This is a genomic window from Sneathiella sp. (genome assembly GCF_041689005.1).
In the GTDB taxonomy this organism is placed as follows: Bacteria; Pseudomonadota; Alphaproteobacteria; order Sneathiellales; family Sneathiellaceae; genus Sneathiella.
Genome location: NZ_JBDNHC010000028.1, coordinates 1 through 15,734, shown reverse-complemented (window position 1 = coordinate 15,734; position 15,734 = coordinate 1). Strand labels below are relative to the sequence as shown.

At 56.5% G+C, this 15,734-nt stretch carries 18 protein-coding genes; 14 read left to right on the top strand and 4 right to left on the bottom strand.

The window, feature by feature from the left end:
• Window positions 1-164: 164 nt before the first annotated feature.
• Window positions 165-1,316, top strand: coding sequence for an acyl-CoA dehydrogenase family protein (locus ACESNI_RS03465; RefSeq protein WP_373085066.1), 1,152 nt, complete (start codon window positions 165-167; stop codon window positions 1,314-1,316).
• A gap of 2 nt (window positions 1,317-1,318) precedes the next feature.
• A complete protein-coding gene (locus tag ACESNI_RS03460; RefSeq protein ID WP_373085065.1) occupies window positions 1,319-2,368 on the top strand; it encodes an enoyl-CoA hydratase/isomerase family protein in 1,050 nt (349 codons plus the stop codon).
• A 4-nt stretch (window positions 2,369-2,372) separates the two neighbouring features.
• On the opposite strand, the gene ACESNI_RS03455 is transcribed toward ACESNI_RS03460, so the two are convergent.
• Window positions 2,373-2,675, bottom strand: coding sequence for a DUF1330 domain-containing protein (locus ACESNI_RS03455; RefSeq protein WP_373085064.1), 303 nt, complete (start codon window positions 2,673-2,675; stop codon window positions 2,373-2,375).
• 58 nt (window positions 2,676-2,733) lie between these two features.
• Here ACESNI_RS03455 and ACESNI_RS03450 point away from each other — a divergent pair, with 58 nt between their 5' ends.
• The 5 genes from ACESNI_RS03450 (at window position 2,734) to argC (ending at window position 7,141) form a co-directional block, all read left to right on the top strand.
• The gene (locus ACESNI_RS03450) at window positions 2,734-3,528 is read left to right on the top strand and encodes an enoyl-CoA hydratase/isomerase family protein (RefSeq protein WP_373085063.1); all 795 of its coding nucleotides are present in this window, start codon (window positions 2,734-2,736) and stop codon (window positions 3,526-3,528) included.
• A gap of 153 nt (window positions 3,529-3,681) precedes the next feature.
• The gene (locus ACESNI_RS03445) at window positions 3,682-4,179 is read left to right on the top strand and encodes a hypothetical protein (protein ID WP_373085062.1); all 498 of its coding nucleotides are present in this window, start codon (window positions 3,682-3,684) and stop codon (window positions 4,177-4,179) included.
• Between the two features lie 17 nt (window positions 4,180-4,196).
• Window positions 4,197-5,237 carry a LysM peptidoglycan-binding domain-containing protein gene (locus ACESNI_RS03440; protein WP_373085061.1) on the top strand — a complete coding sequence of 347 codons (1,041 nt, stop codon included), beginning with the start codon at window positions 4,197-4,199 and terminating at the stop codon, window positions 5,235-5,237.
• A 103-nt stretch (window positions 5,238-5,340) separates the two neighbouring features.
• Window positions 5,341-6,153 carry an alpha/beta hydrolase gene (locus tag ACESNI_RS03435; protein WP_373085060.1) on the top strand — a complete coding sequence of 271 codons (813 nt, stop codon included), beginning with the start codon at window positions 5,341-5,343 and terminating at the stop codon, window positions 6,151-6,153.
• Window positions 6,154-6,205: 52 nt separating this feature from the next.
• Entirely contained in the window at window positions 6,206-7,141 is a 936-nt protein-coding gene (gene argC / locus ACESNI_RS03430; protein WP_373085058.1) for an N-acetyl-gamma-glutamyl-phosphate reductase, read from the top strand.
• A gap of 21 nt (window positions 7,142-7,162) precedes the next feature.
• Here the strand turns inward: argC and ACESNI_RS03425 are convergent, their stop codons facing one another.
• Window positions 7,163-7,939, bottom strand: coding sequence for an SDR family oxidoreductase (locus tag ACESNI_RS03425; RefSeq protein ID WP_373085056.1), 777 nt, complete (start codon window positions 7,937-7,939; stop codon window positions 7,163-7,165).
• A 53-nt stretch (window positions 7,940-7,992) separates the two neighbouring features.
• Entirely contained in the window at window positions 7,993-9,186 is a 1,194-nt protein-coding gene (locus ACESNI_RS03420) for an acyl-CoA dehydrogenase (protein WP_373085054.1), read from the bottom strand.
• 160 nt (window positions 9,187-9,346) lie between these two features.
• Here ACESNI_RS03420 and ACESNI_RS03415 point away from each other — a divergent pair, with 160 nt between their 5' ends.
• Window positions 9,347-9,595 carry a hypothetical protein gene (locus ACESNI_RS03415; protein ID WP_373085052.1) on the top strand — a complete coding sequence of 83 codons (249 nt, stop codon included), beginning with the start codon at window positions 9,347-9,349 and terminating at the stop codon, window positions 9,593-9,595.
• Between the two features lie 18 nt (window positions 9,596-9,613).
• Here ACESNI_RS03415 and ACESNI_RS03410 read toward each other — a convergent pair whose 3' ends face one another.
• Window positions 9,614-9,988 carry a MucR family transcriptional regulator gene (locus tag ACESNI_RS03410; RefSeq protein WP_373085050.1) on the bottom strand — a complete coding sequence of 125 codons (375 nt, stop codon included), beginning with the start codon at window positions 9,986-9,988 and terminating at the stop codon, window positions 9,614-9,616.
• A gap of 574 nt (window positions 9,989-10,562) precedes the next feature.
• Between ACESNI_RS03410 and glyA the strand changes: the two genes are divergently transcribed.
• Genes glyA through ACESNI_RS03380 form a run of 6 tightly spaced genes read left to right on the top strand, consistent with a single transcriptional unit; the run spans window position 10,563 to window position 15,671 of the window.
• Complete coding sequence (gene glyA / locus ACESNI_RS03405) at window positions 10,563-11,852, top strand: serine hydroxymethyltransferase (RefSeq protein WP_373085085.1); 1,290 nt, start codon at window positions 10,563-10,565, stop codon at window positions 11,850-11,852.
• A gap of 46 nt (window positions 11,853-11,898) precedes the next feature.
• Entirely contained in the window at window positions 11,899-12,360 is a 462-nt protein-coding gene (gene nrdR, locus ACESNI_RS03400; protein WP_373085048.1) for a transcriptional regulator NrdR, read from the top strand.
• An 18-nt stretch (window positions 12,361-12,378) separates the two neighbouring features.
• Entirely contained in the window at window positions 12,379-13,494 is a 1,116-nt protein-coding gene (ribD, locus tag ACESNI_RS03395) for a bifunctional diaminohydroxyphosphoribosylaminopyrimidine deaminase/5-amino-6-(5-phosphoribosylamino)uracil reductase RibD (RefSeq protein WP_373085046.1), read from the top strand.
• Window positions 13,495-13,498: 4 nt separating this feature from the next.
• On the top strand, window positions 13,499-14,095 hold the full coding sequence (locus tag ACESNI_RS03390) for a riboflavin synthase (RefSeq protein WP_373085045.1): 597 nt from the start codon (window positions 13,499-13,501) through the stop codon (window positions 14,093-14,095).
• A complete protein-coding gene (gene ribB / locus ACESNI_RS03385) occupies window positions 14,092-15,204 on the top strand; it encodes a 3,4-dihydroxy-2-butanone-4-phosphate synthase (RefSeq protein WP_373085044.1) in 1,113 nt (370 codons plus the stop codon). Before ACESNI_RS03390 ends, ribB begins: the two co-directional genes overlap by 4 nt.
• Before the next feature lie 2 nt (window positions 15,205-15,206).
• Window positions 15,207-15,671 (top strand): 6,7-dimethyl-8-ribityllumazine synthase, encoded by a 465-nt coding sequence (locus tag ACESNI_RS03380; RefSeq protein ID WP_373085042.1) that lies wholly within the window; start codon window positions 15,207-15,209, stop codon window positions 15,669-15,671.
• Window positions 15,672-15,734: the final 63 nt, after the last annotated feature.

The following is a 15,734-nucleotide window of genomic DNA, read 5'->3' as shown; positions in this document are numbered from 1 at the left end:
TGGATTTTCCTGAAGTTATCGCACTCGATATGGTAATTTTCGGCATACTATCCCGATGTGGGCCGGGCGGCAAATACTTGAACCTAACGAGCGTTTGGTTCACCGTTGACAGCCTCGGGTCAAGATCGTATCAACGAGGTTCAGCAACAAAAAGGCAAGCGCCCATGGACTTTACTTTATCAGAAGATCAGAGGGGGTTTCGCGATATGGCGCGAAGCTTCGCAGCCGATGTTTTCGCCCCCGAGGCCGCAGAATGGGACGAGGATAAAACATTTCCTGTCGCGGAACTCCGTCAGGCGGCGGAGCTGGGTTTCGCCGGGATCTATGTCGGCGAGGAACATGGTGGTTCGGCACTCACCCGCCTCGATGCCGCGATTATCTTTGAGGAACTGGCGGCGGGCTGCACCTCGACGGCGGCCTATATCTCCATCCATAACATGGCGAGCTGGATGATCGACCGGTTCGGCAGCGATGAAGTGCGGACAAAATTCCTGCCGACACTCACCACCATGGAGCATTTCGCCAGCTATTGCCTGACCGAGCCGGGATCGGGGTCCGATGCGGCAGCGCTGCGCACCAAGGCAGTGCGCGACGGCGACGATTATGTGCTGAACGGGGCGAAAGCCTTTATCTCCGGTGGCGGCAAGGCTGATGTCTATGTGACCATGGTCCGCACCGGCGACGACAGTCCGCGCGGGATTAGCTGCATCGCCGTGTCCAAAGACACGCCCGGGATCAGCTTCGGCGCACAGGAGCGGAAAATGGGCTGGAATTCGCAGCCGACAGCCGAGGTCCGGTTCGATGACTGCCGGGTGCCCGCAGAAAACCTCATCGGTGCCGAAGGCGACGGCTTCAAGATCGCGATGATGGGCCTTGATGGCGGGCGCATCAATATCGGCGCCTGCTCGATTGGCGCGGCGCGCGCCTGTCTGGAACTCGCACAGGATTACACCGCCGACCGCAAGCAGTTCGGCAAGCCGGTCGGCGAGTTCCAGGCCGTGCAGTTCCGCCTTGCTGATATGGCGACGGAACTGGAGGCAGCGCGGCTGATGATCCGGCAGGCGGCGGCCAAGCTCGACGCGAAGGATCCAGAGGCAACGCTTTTTTGCGCCATGGCCAAGCGCTTCGCCACCGACGTCGGGTTTAACGTCTGTAATGAGGCGTTGCAGCTTCACGGCGGCTACGGCTATTTGCGCGATTTTCCGCTGGAACGGTTTGTCCGCGACACCCGGGTGCACCAGATACTGGAGGGAACCAACGAGATCATGCGCGTGGTTATCGCGCGAAAACTGTCCGACGGGCAGGGGAGAGGCTAAAGATGACGACGGAAGAGGAAATCCTGTTTGCGGTTCGGGGCAAGATCGGTCTTGTCACCCTCAACCGTCCGAAAGCGCTGAATGCGCTGACCCATGAGATGTGTCTCGCCCTCACGGCGAAACTCGATGACTGGGACAAGGACAAGGCCATTGCTGCCGTGGTGATCGAGGGAGCGGGGGATCGCGCCTTCTGCGCCGGCGGTGATATCGTCAAGCTCTATAATGAGGGGCGGGCCAAGGGCGATTATCCGCGTCATTTCTATCGTGACGAATATCTGTGCAACGCCCGCATCAAGCATTTCTCCAAGCCCTATATCGCGCTGATCGACGGCATCGTCATGGGCGGGGGCGTTGGTGTTTCCGTCCATGGCAGCCACCGTATCGCCACGGAAAATACGCTGTTCGCCATGCCTGAGAGCGGCATCGGCCTGTTCCCCGATGTTGGCGGATCGTATTTTCTCCCCCGTTGTCCCGGCAAGATCGGCCTGTATCTTGGCCTCACCGGGGCACGGCTAAAGGCGGCGGATGCGCTCTATGCCGAGGTCGCCACGGACTATGTGCCCGCCAGCAAACTCGATGCCCTGAAGGATGCGCTGGCGGCGGGCGTGGCAAAGGCCGAGGACGTCAGCCGGATCATCGCCGACTTTCGCGAAGACCCGGGCAGCGCCCCGTTAGCTGAAAACAGGGCGGAGATCGACCGGCTGTTCGATCAGCCGACCATGCTCGATCTTCTCACAAACCTTGAGGCGGAGGATGCGGGCGCCTTTGCCCGCGATACGGCGAAAACCCTGCGGAAAAAATCCCCGACTAGCCTCATGCTGACGTTCGAGCAGCTTGCCCGCGGTGCCGAGCTTGATTTCGATGACTGCATGCGCATGGAGTTCCGCATGGTGATGCGCGTGATCGAGGGCGTCGATTTCTATGAAGGCACCCGCGCCGCCGTGATCGACAAGGACCAGCGGCCGCTCTGGAATCCCGCAATGCTTGAGGCGGTGGGGGACGCGGTCACCGATGTTTATTTCGCGCCTCTCGAGGGCGGGGAGCTGTTCTGAACCCCTACCAGAGCGGCGTTTCCAGCCCCTCCAGCAGAACGAACTGTCCGTCGGCAGCGGTCGCCCGGGCGTCGCGTGCCTTTTTATATTCCGGGCTGTCATAAAAGGCCCGCGCCGCCGCCATATCCGGGAATTCCAGGATCACGACGCGCGATGTCTCCTCAGGTCCCTCCACTGTTTGCATCTCCCCGCCGCGGGTGAGATAGCGCCCGCCGTATTTTTTAATGGCGATTGGCGCCAGTGATTTATAGACTTCATATTGATCCGGGTCGGTAACCCGGATGCGGGCAATGAGATAAGCGGTCATGAGAGGGCCTTTCTTTGAGGCGGCGTGACGTGAATAAAAAACAATAAGGGGAAATTCCATGAGCGACAAGTATGTAACCATCACCCGCGAGGGCCGTATCGCCACCGTCCGCTTTGATCGTGGCCATGACATGAACCCGCTTTCGACCGAATTGATGGCCGAACTGACCCGCGCCGCCCAGTCGTTCGAGGGCGACACCGAGACCAGCGTCATTATCCTCACGGGGAACGCAAATAACTTCACTGCCGGGTTTGATCTGAAAGACCCGGCGGCGAAGGCGCGGATCACGGCGGGGGTGATGGAGCGGCGCGAGATGCTCCGCGTCGGCCCGCGCATGAGTGCGGCCTGGGAAAAGCTGGAGCCGATGACCCTTGTCGCGGTCGAGGGATACTGCATCGGCGGCGGGGTCGCGCTCAGCGTTGCCTGCGATATGCGCATCGCCGCGAGGGACGCCACTTTCTGGGTGCCCGAGATCCGCCACGGCATGAACATGAGCTGGCAGTCGGTGCCGCGCATGGTCAACCTTATGGGCCCGGCCCGCACCAAGCAGCTCTGCATTGTCGCCGACAAGATCAGCGCCGAAACCGCGCAACGCTGGGGCCTTGTCGAGGAAATCGCCGAGCCCGGCGGTGCCTACGCCCTCGCGCTGGAATATGCCCAAAAAATCGCCGCCCGCCCGCCGCTCCCCGTCTGCATGATCAAACAGGGCGCCAGCGTCGCCGCCAACGCCCTCAACCACGCCGTGAGTTACATGGATATCGACCAATACACCGTCGCGATTACCTCGGAGGACTACGCCGAGGGAATAGATGCGTTTCTGGAGAAACGGGAACCGGTGTTTAGGGGGCGGTGAAATGTAGCCGTAGGTTAATATGAGTACTTAACTGAAAATCCTCTCATCCAATGTAAAGATATTTTTCTATATTTCAGGAACCATAAAAAGATGTTCTGTATCACAACCTTGCATGTATTATAATATTAGGATATAATTGCTTAAATTATGTAAATGGGGCAGGCAATGGAGTGCTTTTCTAATTGGCTAAAGAATATTTGGGCCAAAGAGCCGATAGCTTTAATTGTCGGCGTCATTGCGCTTGCCAGTTTAATTCTCTCGATTTTCCAGACAGTTATTATACAAACTGAAAGTAACAGATATTTTTCCGGGATAGAATTTATCGCGCGGCTAAATAGTCAAAATGAGCTTTTGCTAATTCAAAGTAGCGGTAAGACTCAGCCCGTATCTAAAGTATCTGTTGTCGCGCACTTTCAAGAAAAGGGTAAAACAGAAATACCTCCCGCTAAAACAGCTTGGTTCATTGTTGCTGTTGAGCCAGTGTTTGATGGTAAAAAACTGGAGGAACGGATCCATAAAATACCTGAAATTAAAGTATTGATTTGTGAGAAAGAAAGAATTGATTGCAGTAAAATAGATTTTAGAAAATTAACTATAGAAATACCTATTGATGGCAAAGACACTCCATTTAAAACAATACTTTTTCTATAACAGAAAGGGGCAACGATATGCGCGTCAATAAAATTACTGTATTTATATTTTTAACTACAATTTTTACTTTTTCTGGCCCTGCTTTTTCTCAAGAATTTTGTAACAAGGTGGCGTCTATCCGGTCTGAGAGTTGTTCGGTACGTATCAAGTCAAGTGACGGACATAATATCTCACATTACGAATTTTCGAGATGGACCTTGATTAACATGAAAAAACTTGCGGACGCCTCGAAATCCCCGATTTCTGATGTAGTAAACTCAATATTAGACCGAATGAATAATGAGAAAGTAGATGCAGTAGGGATTTTTTATGAACCTACTACGCCTGAAGAGAACAAGATATCCACATTGCCGGATTGTCATGTATATAGGAGACAAAGTCGCGGCACTCTTGATACTAGTGCCTACTTTTACCGGTATGGTAGTCAAAATTGTTACGCAGATGGCACTGCATTAATTATTCTTTACGGAGAAACAATAGATAAATTTAGAAATCAGCAAACTAATCTTATATACGGTTATATTCGGGCAAGTTATCCTAATGCACCCGCCGAACTTAGTAGCGTACAAGATACGTCAAGTGAGCTAGCTTCGATTTTAAATTTTTACAAAATAGGCGTAGATCAAATTAATCTACTGTCATCGAAACTTAACTTTGATATCTCTGAAATTGCCACACCAGCAATTAGTTATACTGTAAAAAGTGGGGATTCTATGTATGAGATTGCTAAAGCGGCTACGGGAAACGGCCAGGCTTGGCGAGATATTTGGGCGCTAAATCCCCAAATTGTGGAACCTTCACTTTTGAATACGGGGGAAGTAATTATGATTCCGCCACAAATTGACGGATGGGTAACCCTTGAGAAAGGAATGTCAGAAGAAGAGATTGCAGCAAAATATCTTGGAGATCAAATTTATACTAAGTGGATAGAAGGATACATTGATAATACTGTCAAAATAACTGGCAAAAATAGCGAACTGCAAATTCCTAAAGTGGCAAGCGGTCAAAATATTAGTCCGCAAAAGATTGTGGTGCTAAAGCTACGTGTTGAGAACTGAAATTTCGCCATTGCTGACATTATTTTATGTTTTTACGTTTTATTCGTCATTGAAGTAGCACAATCGCTGTTCTAGTGATTTATCTTCCTGTACAAAATCCCCCATGACTCTCCGTAAAAAAATATCCCTCTGGCTGTTTGCGCTGGTGATGATCTTTGGCATCATCCCGTTTTTTGTGATGTACCAGTTTCAGGATATTTTCACTTTTCCGGTGCCGGACGCGGTTGGGCCGGCGGGGCCGGTGGGGAGTTTTGAGAGGGTCGAGATCACTACACGTGATCAGGAGCGGCTCCGGGCCTGGTATCATCCGGCAGAGGCGGGGCAGGCGCGTATTCTGGTCTTTCATGGCAATGCGGAACTCGCCTCCAACCAGTTCCCGCTCGGCGAGGCGCTGGTGAAGGCCGGCTTTGGGGTTCTGCTCGCCGAGTATCGCGGCTATGGCGGCAGCACGGGCAAGCCGACGGAGGAGGGGGTGATCCGCGACGGGCTGGCCTCCTATGATTTCCTCCGCGCGCAATCGGACGCGCCGATCGGGATCGTAGCCCATTCGCTCGGCACGGGGATCGCGATCCCGGTGGCGGCGCTGCGGCCCCCGTTCGCGGTGGTGTTAAAATCACCCATGACCTCGCTCCCGGCCATCGCCCGCTATCGCATGGGCTGGGCGCCGCGGGACTTCATGATGAAATACACCTTCCATTCCGACAAGGTCATCGGCAAGCTGCAGGCGCCGATCCTGATCATCCATGGCACCGAGGACAAGGTGATTCCCATCGCGCAAGGAAGGGAGCTGGCGGCGCTGGCGCCCAAGGGCACCGAGTTTGTCGCGCTCGAGGGCGCCGGTCATAATGATCTCGCGGATTTCGGGACCATAGACAGGACGGTCTCCTTTTTGCTAAAGACATTAGCGAAAAAATAGGAACCGCGTGGTATCCTGGCGGGACGACGGAAATTTACGGCGAGGCGGAACGATGACGAAGCATATTTTTATAGACGGATCGGCAGGCACGACGGGGCTGCAGATCCGCGAGCGGCTCGCGGAGCGGGCCGACCTTGCGCTCATCACCCTTGACCAGTCCGACAAGAAGGACCCGGCGAAAAGGGCCGAGGCGATGGCGGATGCGGATATCTCCATCCTCTGCCTGCCCGACGCGGCAGCGCGCGAGAGTGTGTCCTTCGCCCGCGCGAATTCTACGCGGATCATTGACACCAGCACCGCGCACCGCATCGCCCCCGGCTGGGTCTATGGCCTGCCCGAATACCTGCCCGAACAGGCGGACCTGATCCGTGCCGCGCACCGTGTCGCCAATCCCGGCTGCTACCCGACCGGGGTGGTGCTCTGCCTGCACCCGCTGGTCCGCGCCGGTCTGCTGCCGCCGGACTATCCGGTCTCGGTCGCGGCTGTCTCTGGCTATACGGGCGGCGGCAAGCAAATGATCGAGCAATATGAGGATAAAGGGTCGGAGGCCTACGCACCGAGCCCGTTCCAGGTCTATGGCCTGCAGTTGCAGCATAAGCATCTGGCGGAGATGAAGGTCTATGGCGGGCTCACCAAGCCGCCGGTATTCGTGCCGAGCGTTGCCAATTTCCCGCAAGGGATGATCACGCAGGTCGGACTTGACCTCGCGCATTTGACCGGATCGCCGACGATTGAAGGTCTGCACCAGCTTCTTGCCAAATATTACGAAAACACCCCGCATGTCACGGTTGTCCCGCTCAATGAGGCGCGGCAGGTCACACGCCTGCATGGCGATATGCTGGCCGGCTCCGATGATTTACGGATTTACGTTTTCGGCAGTGAGGAGAAGGGGCAGGTCTTGCTCGCCGCGGTGTTTGACAACCTCGGCAAGGGCGCCTCGGGTGCCGCCGTCCAGAATCTCGATCTCATGCTGGAAGGCGGCAACTAGACGCTAGATTAATGCTGGCGGTCAGGTTGGTTCGCGGTGCGTAAACATATCCCGGAGCTTGCGCATACCCTTTAGCCAGCGGTCGTAATCGCTGGTCTTGCGGCGCATATATTCCAGCACCTGAGGGTGCGGGAGGATGAGGAACTCTTCCCGGTCCATGGTCTCGACCACGCAATCGGCAAGCTCCTCCGGCTCCATCGTCCCGTCAACCGAGGCAACCCCTTGCATGTTACTTGCGGTCATTGCCGTGCGCACCTGCTGCGGGCAGAGGACAGAGACGCGTACCCCCTTGTCGCCGTAACGGATGGCCAGCGTCTCGGCGAAACCGATGGCGGCGTGCTTGGTGGTGGCATAGGTGGCGCTGTCGATCTGGCTGAGCAGTCCGGCGGCGGAGGCGGTATTGACGAGATAGCCACCGCCGTTGGCAATCATCTTGTCGACCACAGCGCGGGCGGCATAGACATGGGCCATGACATGGATGTCCCAATTGAGCTGCCATGTCTCGTTGGGGGTTTCCTCCCATCCGCCGCGGGCAATCCCGGCGTTGGAAACAAAGATATCGATCGGGCCGTAGGCCTCCTCGGCTTTCGCCACGAGGTTCTTGATGTCGGCTTCCTTTGCAACATCGCAGGGCACAGCGAGACCGTTCACGGATTTGGCCACTTCCTTCAGCGGCTCCTCCTGCAAATCGGCGACGGTGATGCTTTTCGCCCCCTCCGCATGGAAACGGATGGCGAGAGCCTTGCCGATGCCGCTCGCCCCGCCGGTGATGACGATATTCTTACCCGCTATTTTCATTTTTTTTCTCCCGCAGCTTGATGCTGTTTATTGTTGGATATCTTGCCGGTCCTTCACGCCCCCGTAAAGGACTGAATGCCGGTCTGGGCGCGGCCCAAAATCAGCGCATGCACGTCATGGGTGCCCTCATAGGTATTGACTGCTTCCAGGTTCATGACATGGCGGATGACGTGATATTCATCGGAAATGCCGTTGCCGCCGTGCATATCGCGGGCGACCCGGGCGATATCGAGGGCCTTGCCGCAACTATTGCGCTTGATCAGCGAGATCATTTCCGGGGCCGCGCGGCCCTCGTCCTTCAGGTGGCCGACGCGCAGGCAGCTTTGCAGCCCGATGGAGATTTCCGTCTGCATATCGGCGAGTTTCTTTTGGATCAACTGGTTGGCGGCGAGGGGGCGGCCGAACTGCTTGCGTTCCATCGTGTAGTTGAGTGCGGCCTGCCAGCAGAACTCGGCGGCACCGAGCGCGCCCCAGGCAATGCCGAAACGGGCGTTGTTGAGGCAGCCGAACGGCCCGGCGAGGCCCTTGACATTGGGCAGCAGGTTCTCTTCCGGCACGAAGACATTATCCATGACAATCTCGCCGGTGATCGAGGCGCGAAGCGAGAATTTCCCCTCGATCTTGGGGGCGGAAAGGCCCTCCATGCCGTTTTCCAGCACAAAGCCACGAATGACGCCATCGTCGGTTTTCGCCCAGACGACGAAGACATCGGCGACGGGGGAATTGGTGATCCACATCTTGGCGCCGTTGAGACGGTAGCCGCCATCAGCGGTTTTGGCACGCGTCACCATGGAGCCGGGATCGGAGCCGTGATCAGGCTCGGTCAGGCCGAAACAGCCGATCCATTCGCCGGTCGCCAGCTTGGGCAGGTATTTTTCGCGCTGCGCTTCCGTGCCGTAAGCATGGATGGGATGCATGACAAGGCTCGACTGCACGCTCATCATCGAACGATAACCACTATCGACCCGCTCGACCTCGCGCGCGACAAGGCCGTAGGACACATAGCCCAATCCGGCGCAGCCATAGCCGTCGATGGTCGAGCCCAGAAGGCCGAGCTCGCCCATTTCTGTGAAAATGTCCCGATCGAAGGTTTCATTGCGGTTGGCGAGGAGCACCCGGCTCATCAGTTTTTCCTGGCAATAATCGCGAGCGGTATCGCGGACGAGGCGCTCTTCCTCGGTCAGCTGGTCTTCCAGCAGGAACGGATCGACGGGGTCAAAGGCGGGCTTGGTTGAGGCGCTGCTCATAAATACTCTCCGATTTTTCGGTTTGGGTTTTGTTCTTGAAAGAGATAACAGTTATCCGTTTGTTTAGCGACTTTGGCAGATAACATCAATATGCTTCCGGTTTGCCGGTGGTTACGGCTATAGTCGCGGGCGGGATAACGGGCGAGGAAACGGGGCGGCGATGTCTGGGGACGGCGAAAAGATGGAATATATCATTGAATTCCAGCAGCATGGTGCCTCGGTCAAGGTGTCCGCAATTGATGCGGCGACATTGACAGAAGTCTCCCTTGTCGGGCCGAGCACGGCGCGACGGGAGGATCTTCAGCGCGCGGCGCTGCAAAAACTGCTGTTTGTTCTTGGAAAAAATGGTGCAGCCAAAGAGAAGGCGGCCCCCTCTGAGGCCAAAAAAAAGCCCGGAATTATTGTCTAGACCGGGCTTTTCAGCAGATCAGGCGGACTTGCGCTTGCGGCCGAGTCCAAATTCCTTGGCAAAATCCGACCGGCGCTTGGCATAGGCGGGCGCCACCATCGGATAATCCGCCGGCAGGCTCCATTTTGACCGGTACTCATCTGGAGTCATGTCGTAATTGGATCGCAGATAGCGCTTCAGCATTTTAAGCTGTTTGCCGTCTTCCAGGCAGATGATGTAGTCATCCTGAACGGATTTCTTTACCGGCACCGCGGGTTTGAGCGCGGCCGGATCCACATCCTGTCCCGTCTCCAGGTTTGCCAGCGAATTATAAACCGACTTGATTACCTCAACCAGTTCGCTATTGCCGAGTTCATTATTGCTGACATAGGCGGAGGTTATATCCGCTGTCATTCTCAGGATTTCTTCCCGTTCCGACTGCGGTGCTATATTTGGATCTTTCGATATGGTTTGTGTCATTTGATGGTTATTCAATTCTGTTTGGGGATTCAGTTGCTGTCTCTACATGTGATGGACTGCCTATGAAAGTCAATACTGGTTGCTGAATTTATAGACCGGGTCCCGAGTTTTATTTCCAATTTCGTTATATTTAAATAATCATGACAGTAGATACTTATTTTGAAAATTGTGAATATTTACGTGCTTAATGAGTGCTTTAGGTTGTATTGCGGGGTAACTTTGTGGGTTTTTCTTGTGAAATAACCGTTATGAAAAAAAAATCCGCAAAGGCTGACTTTTTCTAGGAACTGCCCCCGTCATGTGCTATCCAACCCGCGCAGTTTCTGCGGTCGGCCCGGCGATTACCAAAAGCTTGTATTGTCGTCAAAATACAGTCATTTCGCAGGGGGCGTCGTTGCCTGATTCGGGATTACTTCGAGGTATGATTCCTGTTTCAGGGCGGGTTTTTGATAGATGACAATGCTTGTCGCAAGTATTGTCCAGCAATAATGGAGTTCTACAGGTGACGATGCAAAGTATTGAACTGACAAATTTCTTCAAGGCCGATCTCGAGCGCAACGATCCAGACGTGTTTCGGGCGATCGGGCAGGAGCTGGGGCGGCAACGGGACCAGATCGAACTGATCGCGTCCGAAAACATCGTCAGTCCGGCGGTGTTGGCGGCGCAAGGTTCGGTTCTCACCAACAAATATGCCGAAGGGTATCCGGGACGTCGTTACTACGGCGGCTGCGAATATGTCGATATCGTTGAGACGCTGGCGATTGAACGCGCGAAGGAACTGTTCGGCTGCGGCTTTGCCAATGTCCAGCCGAATTCCGGCTCGCAGGCTAATCAGGGCGCCTTTATGGCGCTGATCAAGCCCGGCGATACCATCCTCGGCCTGGCGCTTGCGGCGGGTGGACATCTCACCCATGGCGCTGCGCCGAACCAGTCTGGCAAATGGTTCAACGCCGTGCATTATGGCGTCGACAAAGACAGCCATCAGATCGATTTTGACGAGGTTCGCAGCCTCGCGCAGGAACATAAGCCCAAACTGATCATCACCGGCGGCTCCGCCTATCCCCGTCATATTGATTTTGCTGCCTTCCGGGCGATTGCCGATGAGGTCGGGGCCTATCTGATGGTCGATATGGCACATTTTGCAGGCCTCGTTGCCGCTGGTGTGCATCCAAGCCCGTTCCCTCATGCGCATATCGCCACCACGACAACCCACAAGACTCTGCGCGGTCCGCGCGGCGGCATGATTCTCACTAATAACGAGGCAATCGCCAAGAAAGTGAACTCGGCGATTTTCCCGGGCATGCAGGGCGGACCATTGATGCATGTCATCGCCGGCAAGGCGGTCGCCTTTGGCGAGGCGCTGACACCCGCGTTCAAGACCTATGCGGCCCAGGTAGTCGAAAATGCGGCTGTTCTCGCCAAGACATTGATGGGTCACGGCTTTGATATTGTGTCGGGCGGCACGGATACCCACGTTATGCTGGTCGATCTGCGGCCAAAGAAACTAACTGGAAACATTGCAGAACGGGCACTTGAAAATGCCAATATCACCTGTAACAAAAATGGCATTCCGTTCGATCCAGAAAAACCGATGGTGACATCGGGCGTTCGTTTGGGGTCCCCGGCGGCGACAACTCGTGGCTTTGGCGCGTCAGAATTTGTGAAAGTCGGCGACCTGATCGCCGAAGTTCTTGACGGACTGGCCGCAAATCCGGAGGATAACACTGCCGTCGAGGAAAAAGTGCGTGGACAGGTTAAACTGCTCTGTGATGCTTTTCCGCTGTATCCTGATATGTAGATTGGAAATGGCGTCGGGCGGCCTGAATAAACAGGGGGCAAAATAAATGCGCTGTCCATTTTGCAGCAGTGAAGAAACGCAGGTCAAGGATAGTCGTCCGACCGAAGATAATACCGCGATTCGGCGGCGGCGGGCCTGTGCGACTTGTGGCGCCCGCTTCACGACCTTTGAGCGGGTGCAGCTCCGTGAACTGTCGGTGATCAAGAAAGACGGGGCGCGGGCGCCGTTCCAGCGGGAAAAGCTTGAACGCTCCATCAGCATTGCCACCCGCAAGCGCCCGGTCGATCCGGACCGGGTCGACCGCATGATCAACGGCATTGTCCGGCAGTTGGAAAGCAGCGGTGATCCGGATGTTCCCTCGGACCGCATTGGGGAGTTGGTGATGGAAGGACTGTCCGCGCTTGATAGTGTCTCCTATGTGCGCTTCGCCTCCGTCTATAAGGATTTCCGGGAAGCCAAGGACTTTGAAGAGTTTATTGGCGAGCTGAGCGGCACCGTTGCCAGTTGAGTCGGGCACCGACCCCCAATGACGACACAGATGGATATCACGGACCAGCATTATATGCGCATCGCCCTGCGTCTCGCAGCGCGGGGGCTGGGCCGTGTCGCACCCAATCCGGCGGTCGGTTGCCTGCTGGTGCGCGACGGGCAGGTCGTCGGCCGTGGCTGGACCCAGGACGGCGGACGGCCCCATGCAGAAACCATGGCGCTTGCCCAGGCAGGCGAGAAGGCCGCCGGAGCAACGGCCTATGTCACGCTGGAGCCTTGCGCCCATCAGGGGGAAACACCGCCCTGCGCGACCAGCCTCATCGACGCCGGGGTGAGCCGCGTCGTTGCCGCCCTTGAGGATCCGGACGCGCGCGTTAGCGGCAAGGGTCTGCAGATGCTGCGGGCGGCGGGGATTGAAGTGGCAGAGGGGCTATTTGCGACTGAGGCGGCCTATCTGAACGCCGGGTTCATCCTCACCCGCACCCAGAAGCGGCCGCTGATCACCCTGAAAATGGCGACCAGCCTAGACGGTAAAATCGCAACAACGACCGGCGATAGCAAATGGATCACCGGCCGGATCGCCCGCCGCTATAGCCATATACTCCGGAGCGAGAATGACGCCATCATGATCGGCGTCGGTACGGCAATGGTCGATGACCCGGAACTCACCTGCCGAATTGCCGGGCTGGAAGACCAGTCACCGGTGCGGATCGTGGCGGATTCGCGTCTGCGCCTGCCGCTGACGTCGGCTCTCGTCAAGACCGTAAAGAAGGCGCCGCTGTGGATATTGACGGTGCCGGGAAACGACCGCGACCGGCGGCAGGCCTTTACTGATCTCGGGGTGACGGTGATTGAGGTGGCGGCGGAGGAATCGGGTCTTCCCGATTTGCGCAAAGGATTAGCCGAATTTGCCGCACGTGGCATAACAAGAATACTTGCCGAGGGAGGTTCCCATCTTCTGGCAACGCTGATAAAAGATGAACTGGCGGATCGCTTGATGTGGTTTCGGGCCAGCAGGATCATTGGCGGGGACGGCATTCCCGTCCTGCAATCCATTGGTTTGAGGCAGCTTGCCGATGCGCCGGAAATCCAGCTGATCGAGGAACGCCGGTTGGGAGAAGATCTGTTGGAAAGTTATTTTTTGCGGAATTGAGCATATGTTTACAGGCATCATCACAGATATCGGGCGGATCAGGGACATCGAGAAGGCTGGCGATACCACCTTTGAAATCGAAACCGCTTATGATACGGCGACGATCGATATGGGGGCCTCCATCGCCTGTTCGGGCCCGTGCCTGACGGTTGTCGACAAGGGCGACGGCTGGTTCGCGGTCACGGCCTCGGCTGAGACGCTGTCCTGCACCAGCCTCGGCGCCTGGAAGCCGGGAACGGCGATTAATCTTGAGCGCGCGCTGAAAGTTGGTGATGAGCTTGGCGGCCATGTCGTCAGCGGCCATGTCGATGCGGCGGTCGAGCTTCTGGAAATGACCACGATCGGCGCGTCAACCAAGCTTGTATTCTCGCTGCCCGGTGCCTACGCCGGGTTTGTTGCGCCGAAGGGTTCTGTCGCTCTCGACGGGGTATCGCTGACGGTCAACGAGGTAACGGAAACAACCTTTGCCGTGAACATCATCCCGCATACCCAGGCACATACGACCTTCGGCGCGCTTGCCGTCGGGGACAGGCTGAATTTTGAAATTGACGTGCTGGCGCGGTATGTTGCGCGCATGACAGAGGTGAACAACAAGAAATGAGTTATAAAGAATATCTTTCCTCCGCCAGGGAAATCATCGATGATGCCCGCAATGGTAAAATGTTTGTTCTGGTTGATGCGGAAGACCGGGAAAACGAGGGTGATCTGGTGATCCCGGCGCAGATGGCGACGCCGGATGCCATCAATTTCATGGCGAAATATGGCCGCGGCCTGATCTGCCTGTCGATGACGGAAAAGAGGATTAACGAGCTTGGCCTGCCACTGATGGCGCAGGATAACGGCTCTCGCCTCCGGACCAATTTCACCGTTTCGATCGAGGCGCGCGAAGGGGTGACCACCGGCATTTCCGCCGCTGATCGCTCCCACACCATTTCCGTTGCCATCGATCCGGGCAAGGGCAGTCAGGATATCGTCAGCCCCGGCCATGTCTTCCCGCTGGTGGCGCGTGAGGGCGGGGTCCTGCGCCGCGCCGGACATACCGAGGCGGCGGTCGATATCGCCCGTCTTGCCGGCCTGATGCCCGCCGGAGTGATCTGTGAGATCATGAATGACGACGGTACCATGGCCAGACTTCCAGACCTCGTGAGGTTCGCCCAGTTTCACGGCCTTAAAGTCGGGACCATTGCCGATCTCATCGCCTATCGCCGCCGTCATGACAGTCTGATCGAGCGCGAGGTCGAAGCAGATATTTCGAGCCTATATGGCGGCGACTGGAAAATGATCGTCTTTTCCAACAAGCCTGAATATGCGGAGCATGTGGCGCTGGTCAAGGGCGATGTCGGCACCGGAGAACCGGTGCTGGTGCGTATGCATGCGCTCAACCTGCTCGGCGACGTGCTCGGTGAGCTTGACGAACATCCCGGTGTTCTCCATAACGCCATGGTCCAGATCGACAAGGCGGGCTCGGGGGTTGTCGTGTTGATCCGCGAGCCGCGCCCCATGGCGCTCTCCGAACGGGTCCGCCGCAAGGTCGGCGAACCGCTCAAGCAACAGTCAGAGCTACGCGATTATGGGATCGGAGCGCAGATTTTGCTCGACCTCGGGGTCCGGGAGATGATTCTGCTCTCCAATAACCAGCGAACCGTGGTCGGGCTTGACGGCTATGGCCTGTCGATCACCGAAACCCGCGCGATCACCGGAAAGGATTGAGAATGAGCAAGGATATTCATGTGCTGGTGGTCGAAGCCGACTTCTACCGCGACATTTCTGACGCCCTGCTGGACGGCGCGAAAGAGGTGCTGGACAAGGCGGGCGCGGTCTATGAGGTGGTCCGGGTGCCGGGCTGCCTTGAAATACCGGCGGCCATCCGTTTTGCCCTCAAGTCCATGGAGTTCATGGGCGGGCGCCGGCGCTATGATGCCTATGTCGCCCTTGGCTGTGTTATCCGCGGGGAGACCTCGCATTACGATACGGTATCCGAGGAAAGCGCGCGTGGCCTGATGGATATCGCGATGGAATATTGCATTGCGGTCGGCAACGGGATAATAACCTGCGAAAATTCTGATCAGGCATGGGAGCGGGCATTGAAAGGCAAGAAAAACAAGGGCGGTGGCGCAGCACAGGCGGCGCTCGACATGCTCGTCCTTAAAGAGCAATTCGGGTTGTTTCCCCGATGAACGCGCGCACGGATCGCCGGGGCGACAAGCACAGTCGCCGGACCCTTGCCCGGCTGAATGCGG

What these genes read in the sequence shown, in the direction of transcription:
- ACESNI_RS03455 (WP_373085064.1), bottom strand. Translation starts at nt 2,675, where the DNA reads ATGACCGCTTATCTCATTGCCCGCATCCGGGTTACCGACCCGGATCAA.
- ACESNI_RS03425 (WP_373085056.1), bottom strand. Translation starts at nt 7,939, where the DNA reads ATGAAAATAGCGGGTAAGAATATCGTCATCACCGGCGGGGCGAGCGGC.
- ribD (WP_373085046.1), top strand. Translation starts at nt 12,379, where the DNA reads ATGACGACACAGATGGATATCACGGACCAGCATTATATGCGCATCGCC.
- ACESNI_RS03415 (WP_373085052.1), top strand. Translation starts at nt 9,347, where the DNA reads ATGTCTGGGGACGGCGAAAAGATGGAATATATCATTGAATTCCAGCAG.
- ACESNI_RS03450 (WP_373085063.1), top strand. Translation starts at nt 2,734, where the DNA reads ATGAGCGACAAGTATGTAACCATCACCCGCGAGGGCCGTATCGCCACC.
- ACESNI_RS03445 (WP_373085062.1), top strand. Translation starts at nt 3,682, where the DNA reads ATGGGGCAGGCAATGGAGTGCTTTTCTAATTGGCTAAAGAATATTTGG.
- glyA (WP_373085085.1), top strand. Translation starts at nt 10,563, where the DNA reads ATGCAAAGTATTGAACTGACAAATTTCTTCAAGGCCGATCTCGAGCGC.
- ACESNI_RS03440 (WP_373085061.1), top strand. Translation starts at nt 4,197, where the DNA reads ATGCGCGTCAATAAAATTACTGTATTTATATTTTTAACTACAATTTTT.
- ACESNI_RS03420 (WP_373085054.1), bottom strand. Translation starts at nt 9,186, where the DNA reads ATGAGCAGCGCCTCAACCAAGCCCGCCTTTGACCCCGTCGATCCGTTC.
- nrdR (WP_373085048.1), top strand. Translation starts at nt 11,899, where the DNA reads ATGCGCTGTCCATTTTGCAGCAGTGAAGAAACGCAGGTCAAGGATAGT.
- ACESNI_RS03435 (WP_373085060.1), top strand. Translation starts at nt 5,341, where the DNA reads ATGACTCTCCGTAAAAAAATATCCCTCTGGCTGTTTGCGCTGGTGATG.
- ACESNI_RS03390 (WP_373085045.1), top strand. Translation starts at nt 13,499, where the DNA reads ATGTTTACAGGCATCATCACAGATATCGGGCGGATCAGGGACATCGAG.
- ribB (WP_373085044.1), top strand. Translation starts at nt 14,092, where the DNA reads ATGAGTTATAAAGAATATCTTTCCTCCGCCAGGGAAATCATCGATGAT.
- ACESNI_RS03460 (WP_373085065.1), top strand. Translation starts at nt 1,319, where the DNA reads ATGACGACGGAAGAGGAAATCCTGTTTGCGGTTCGGGGCAAGATCGGT.
- ACESNI_RS03410 (WP_373085050.1), bottom strand. Translation starts at nt 9,988, where the DNA reads ATGACAGCGGATATAACCTCCGCCTATGTCAGCAATAATGAACTCGGC.
- ACESNI_RS03465 (WP_373085066.1), top strand. Translation starts at nt 165, where the DNA reads ATGGACTTTACTTTATCAGAAGATCAGAGGGGGTTTCGCGATATGGCG.
- ACESNI_RS03380 (WP_373085042.1), top strand. Translation starts at nt 15,207, where the DNA reads ATGAGCAAGGATATTCATGTGCTGGTGGTCGAAGCCGACTTCTACCGC.
- argC (WP_373085058.1), top strand. Translation starts at nt 6,206, where the DNA reads ATGACGAAGCATATTTTTATAGACGGATCGGCAGGCACGACGGGGCTG.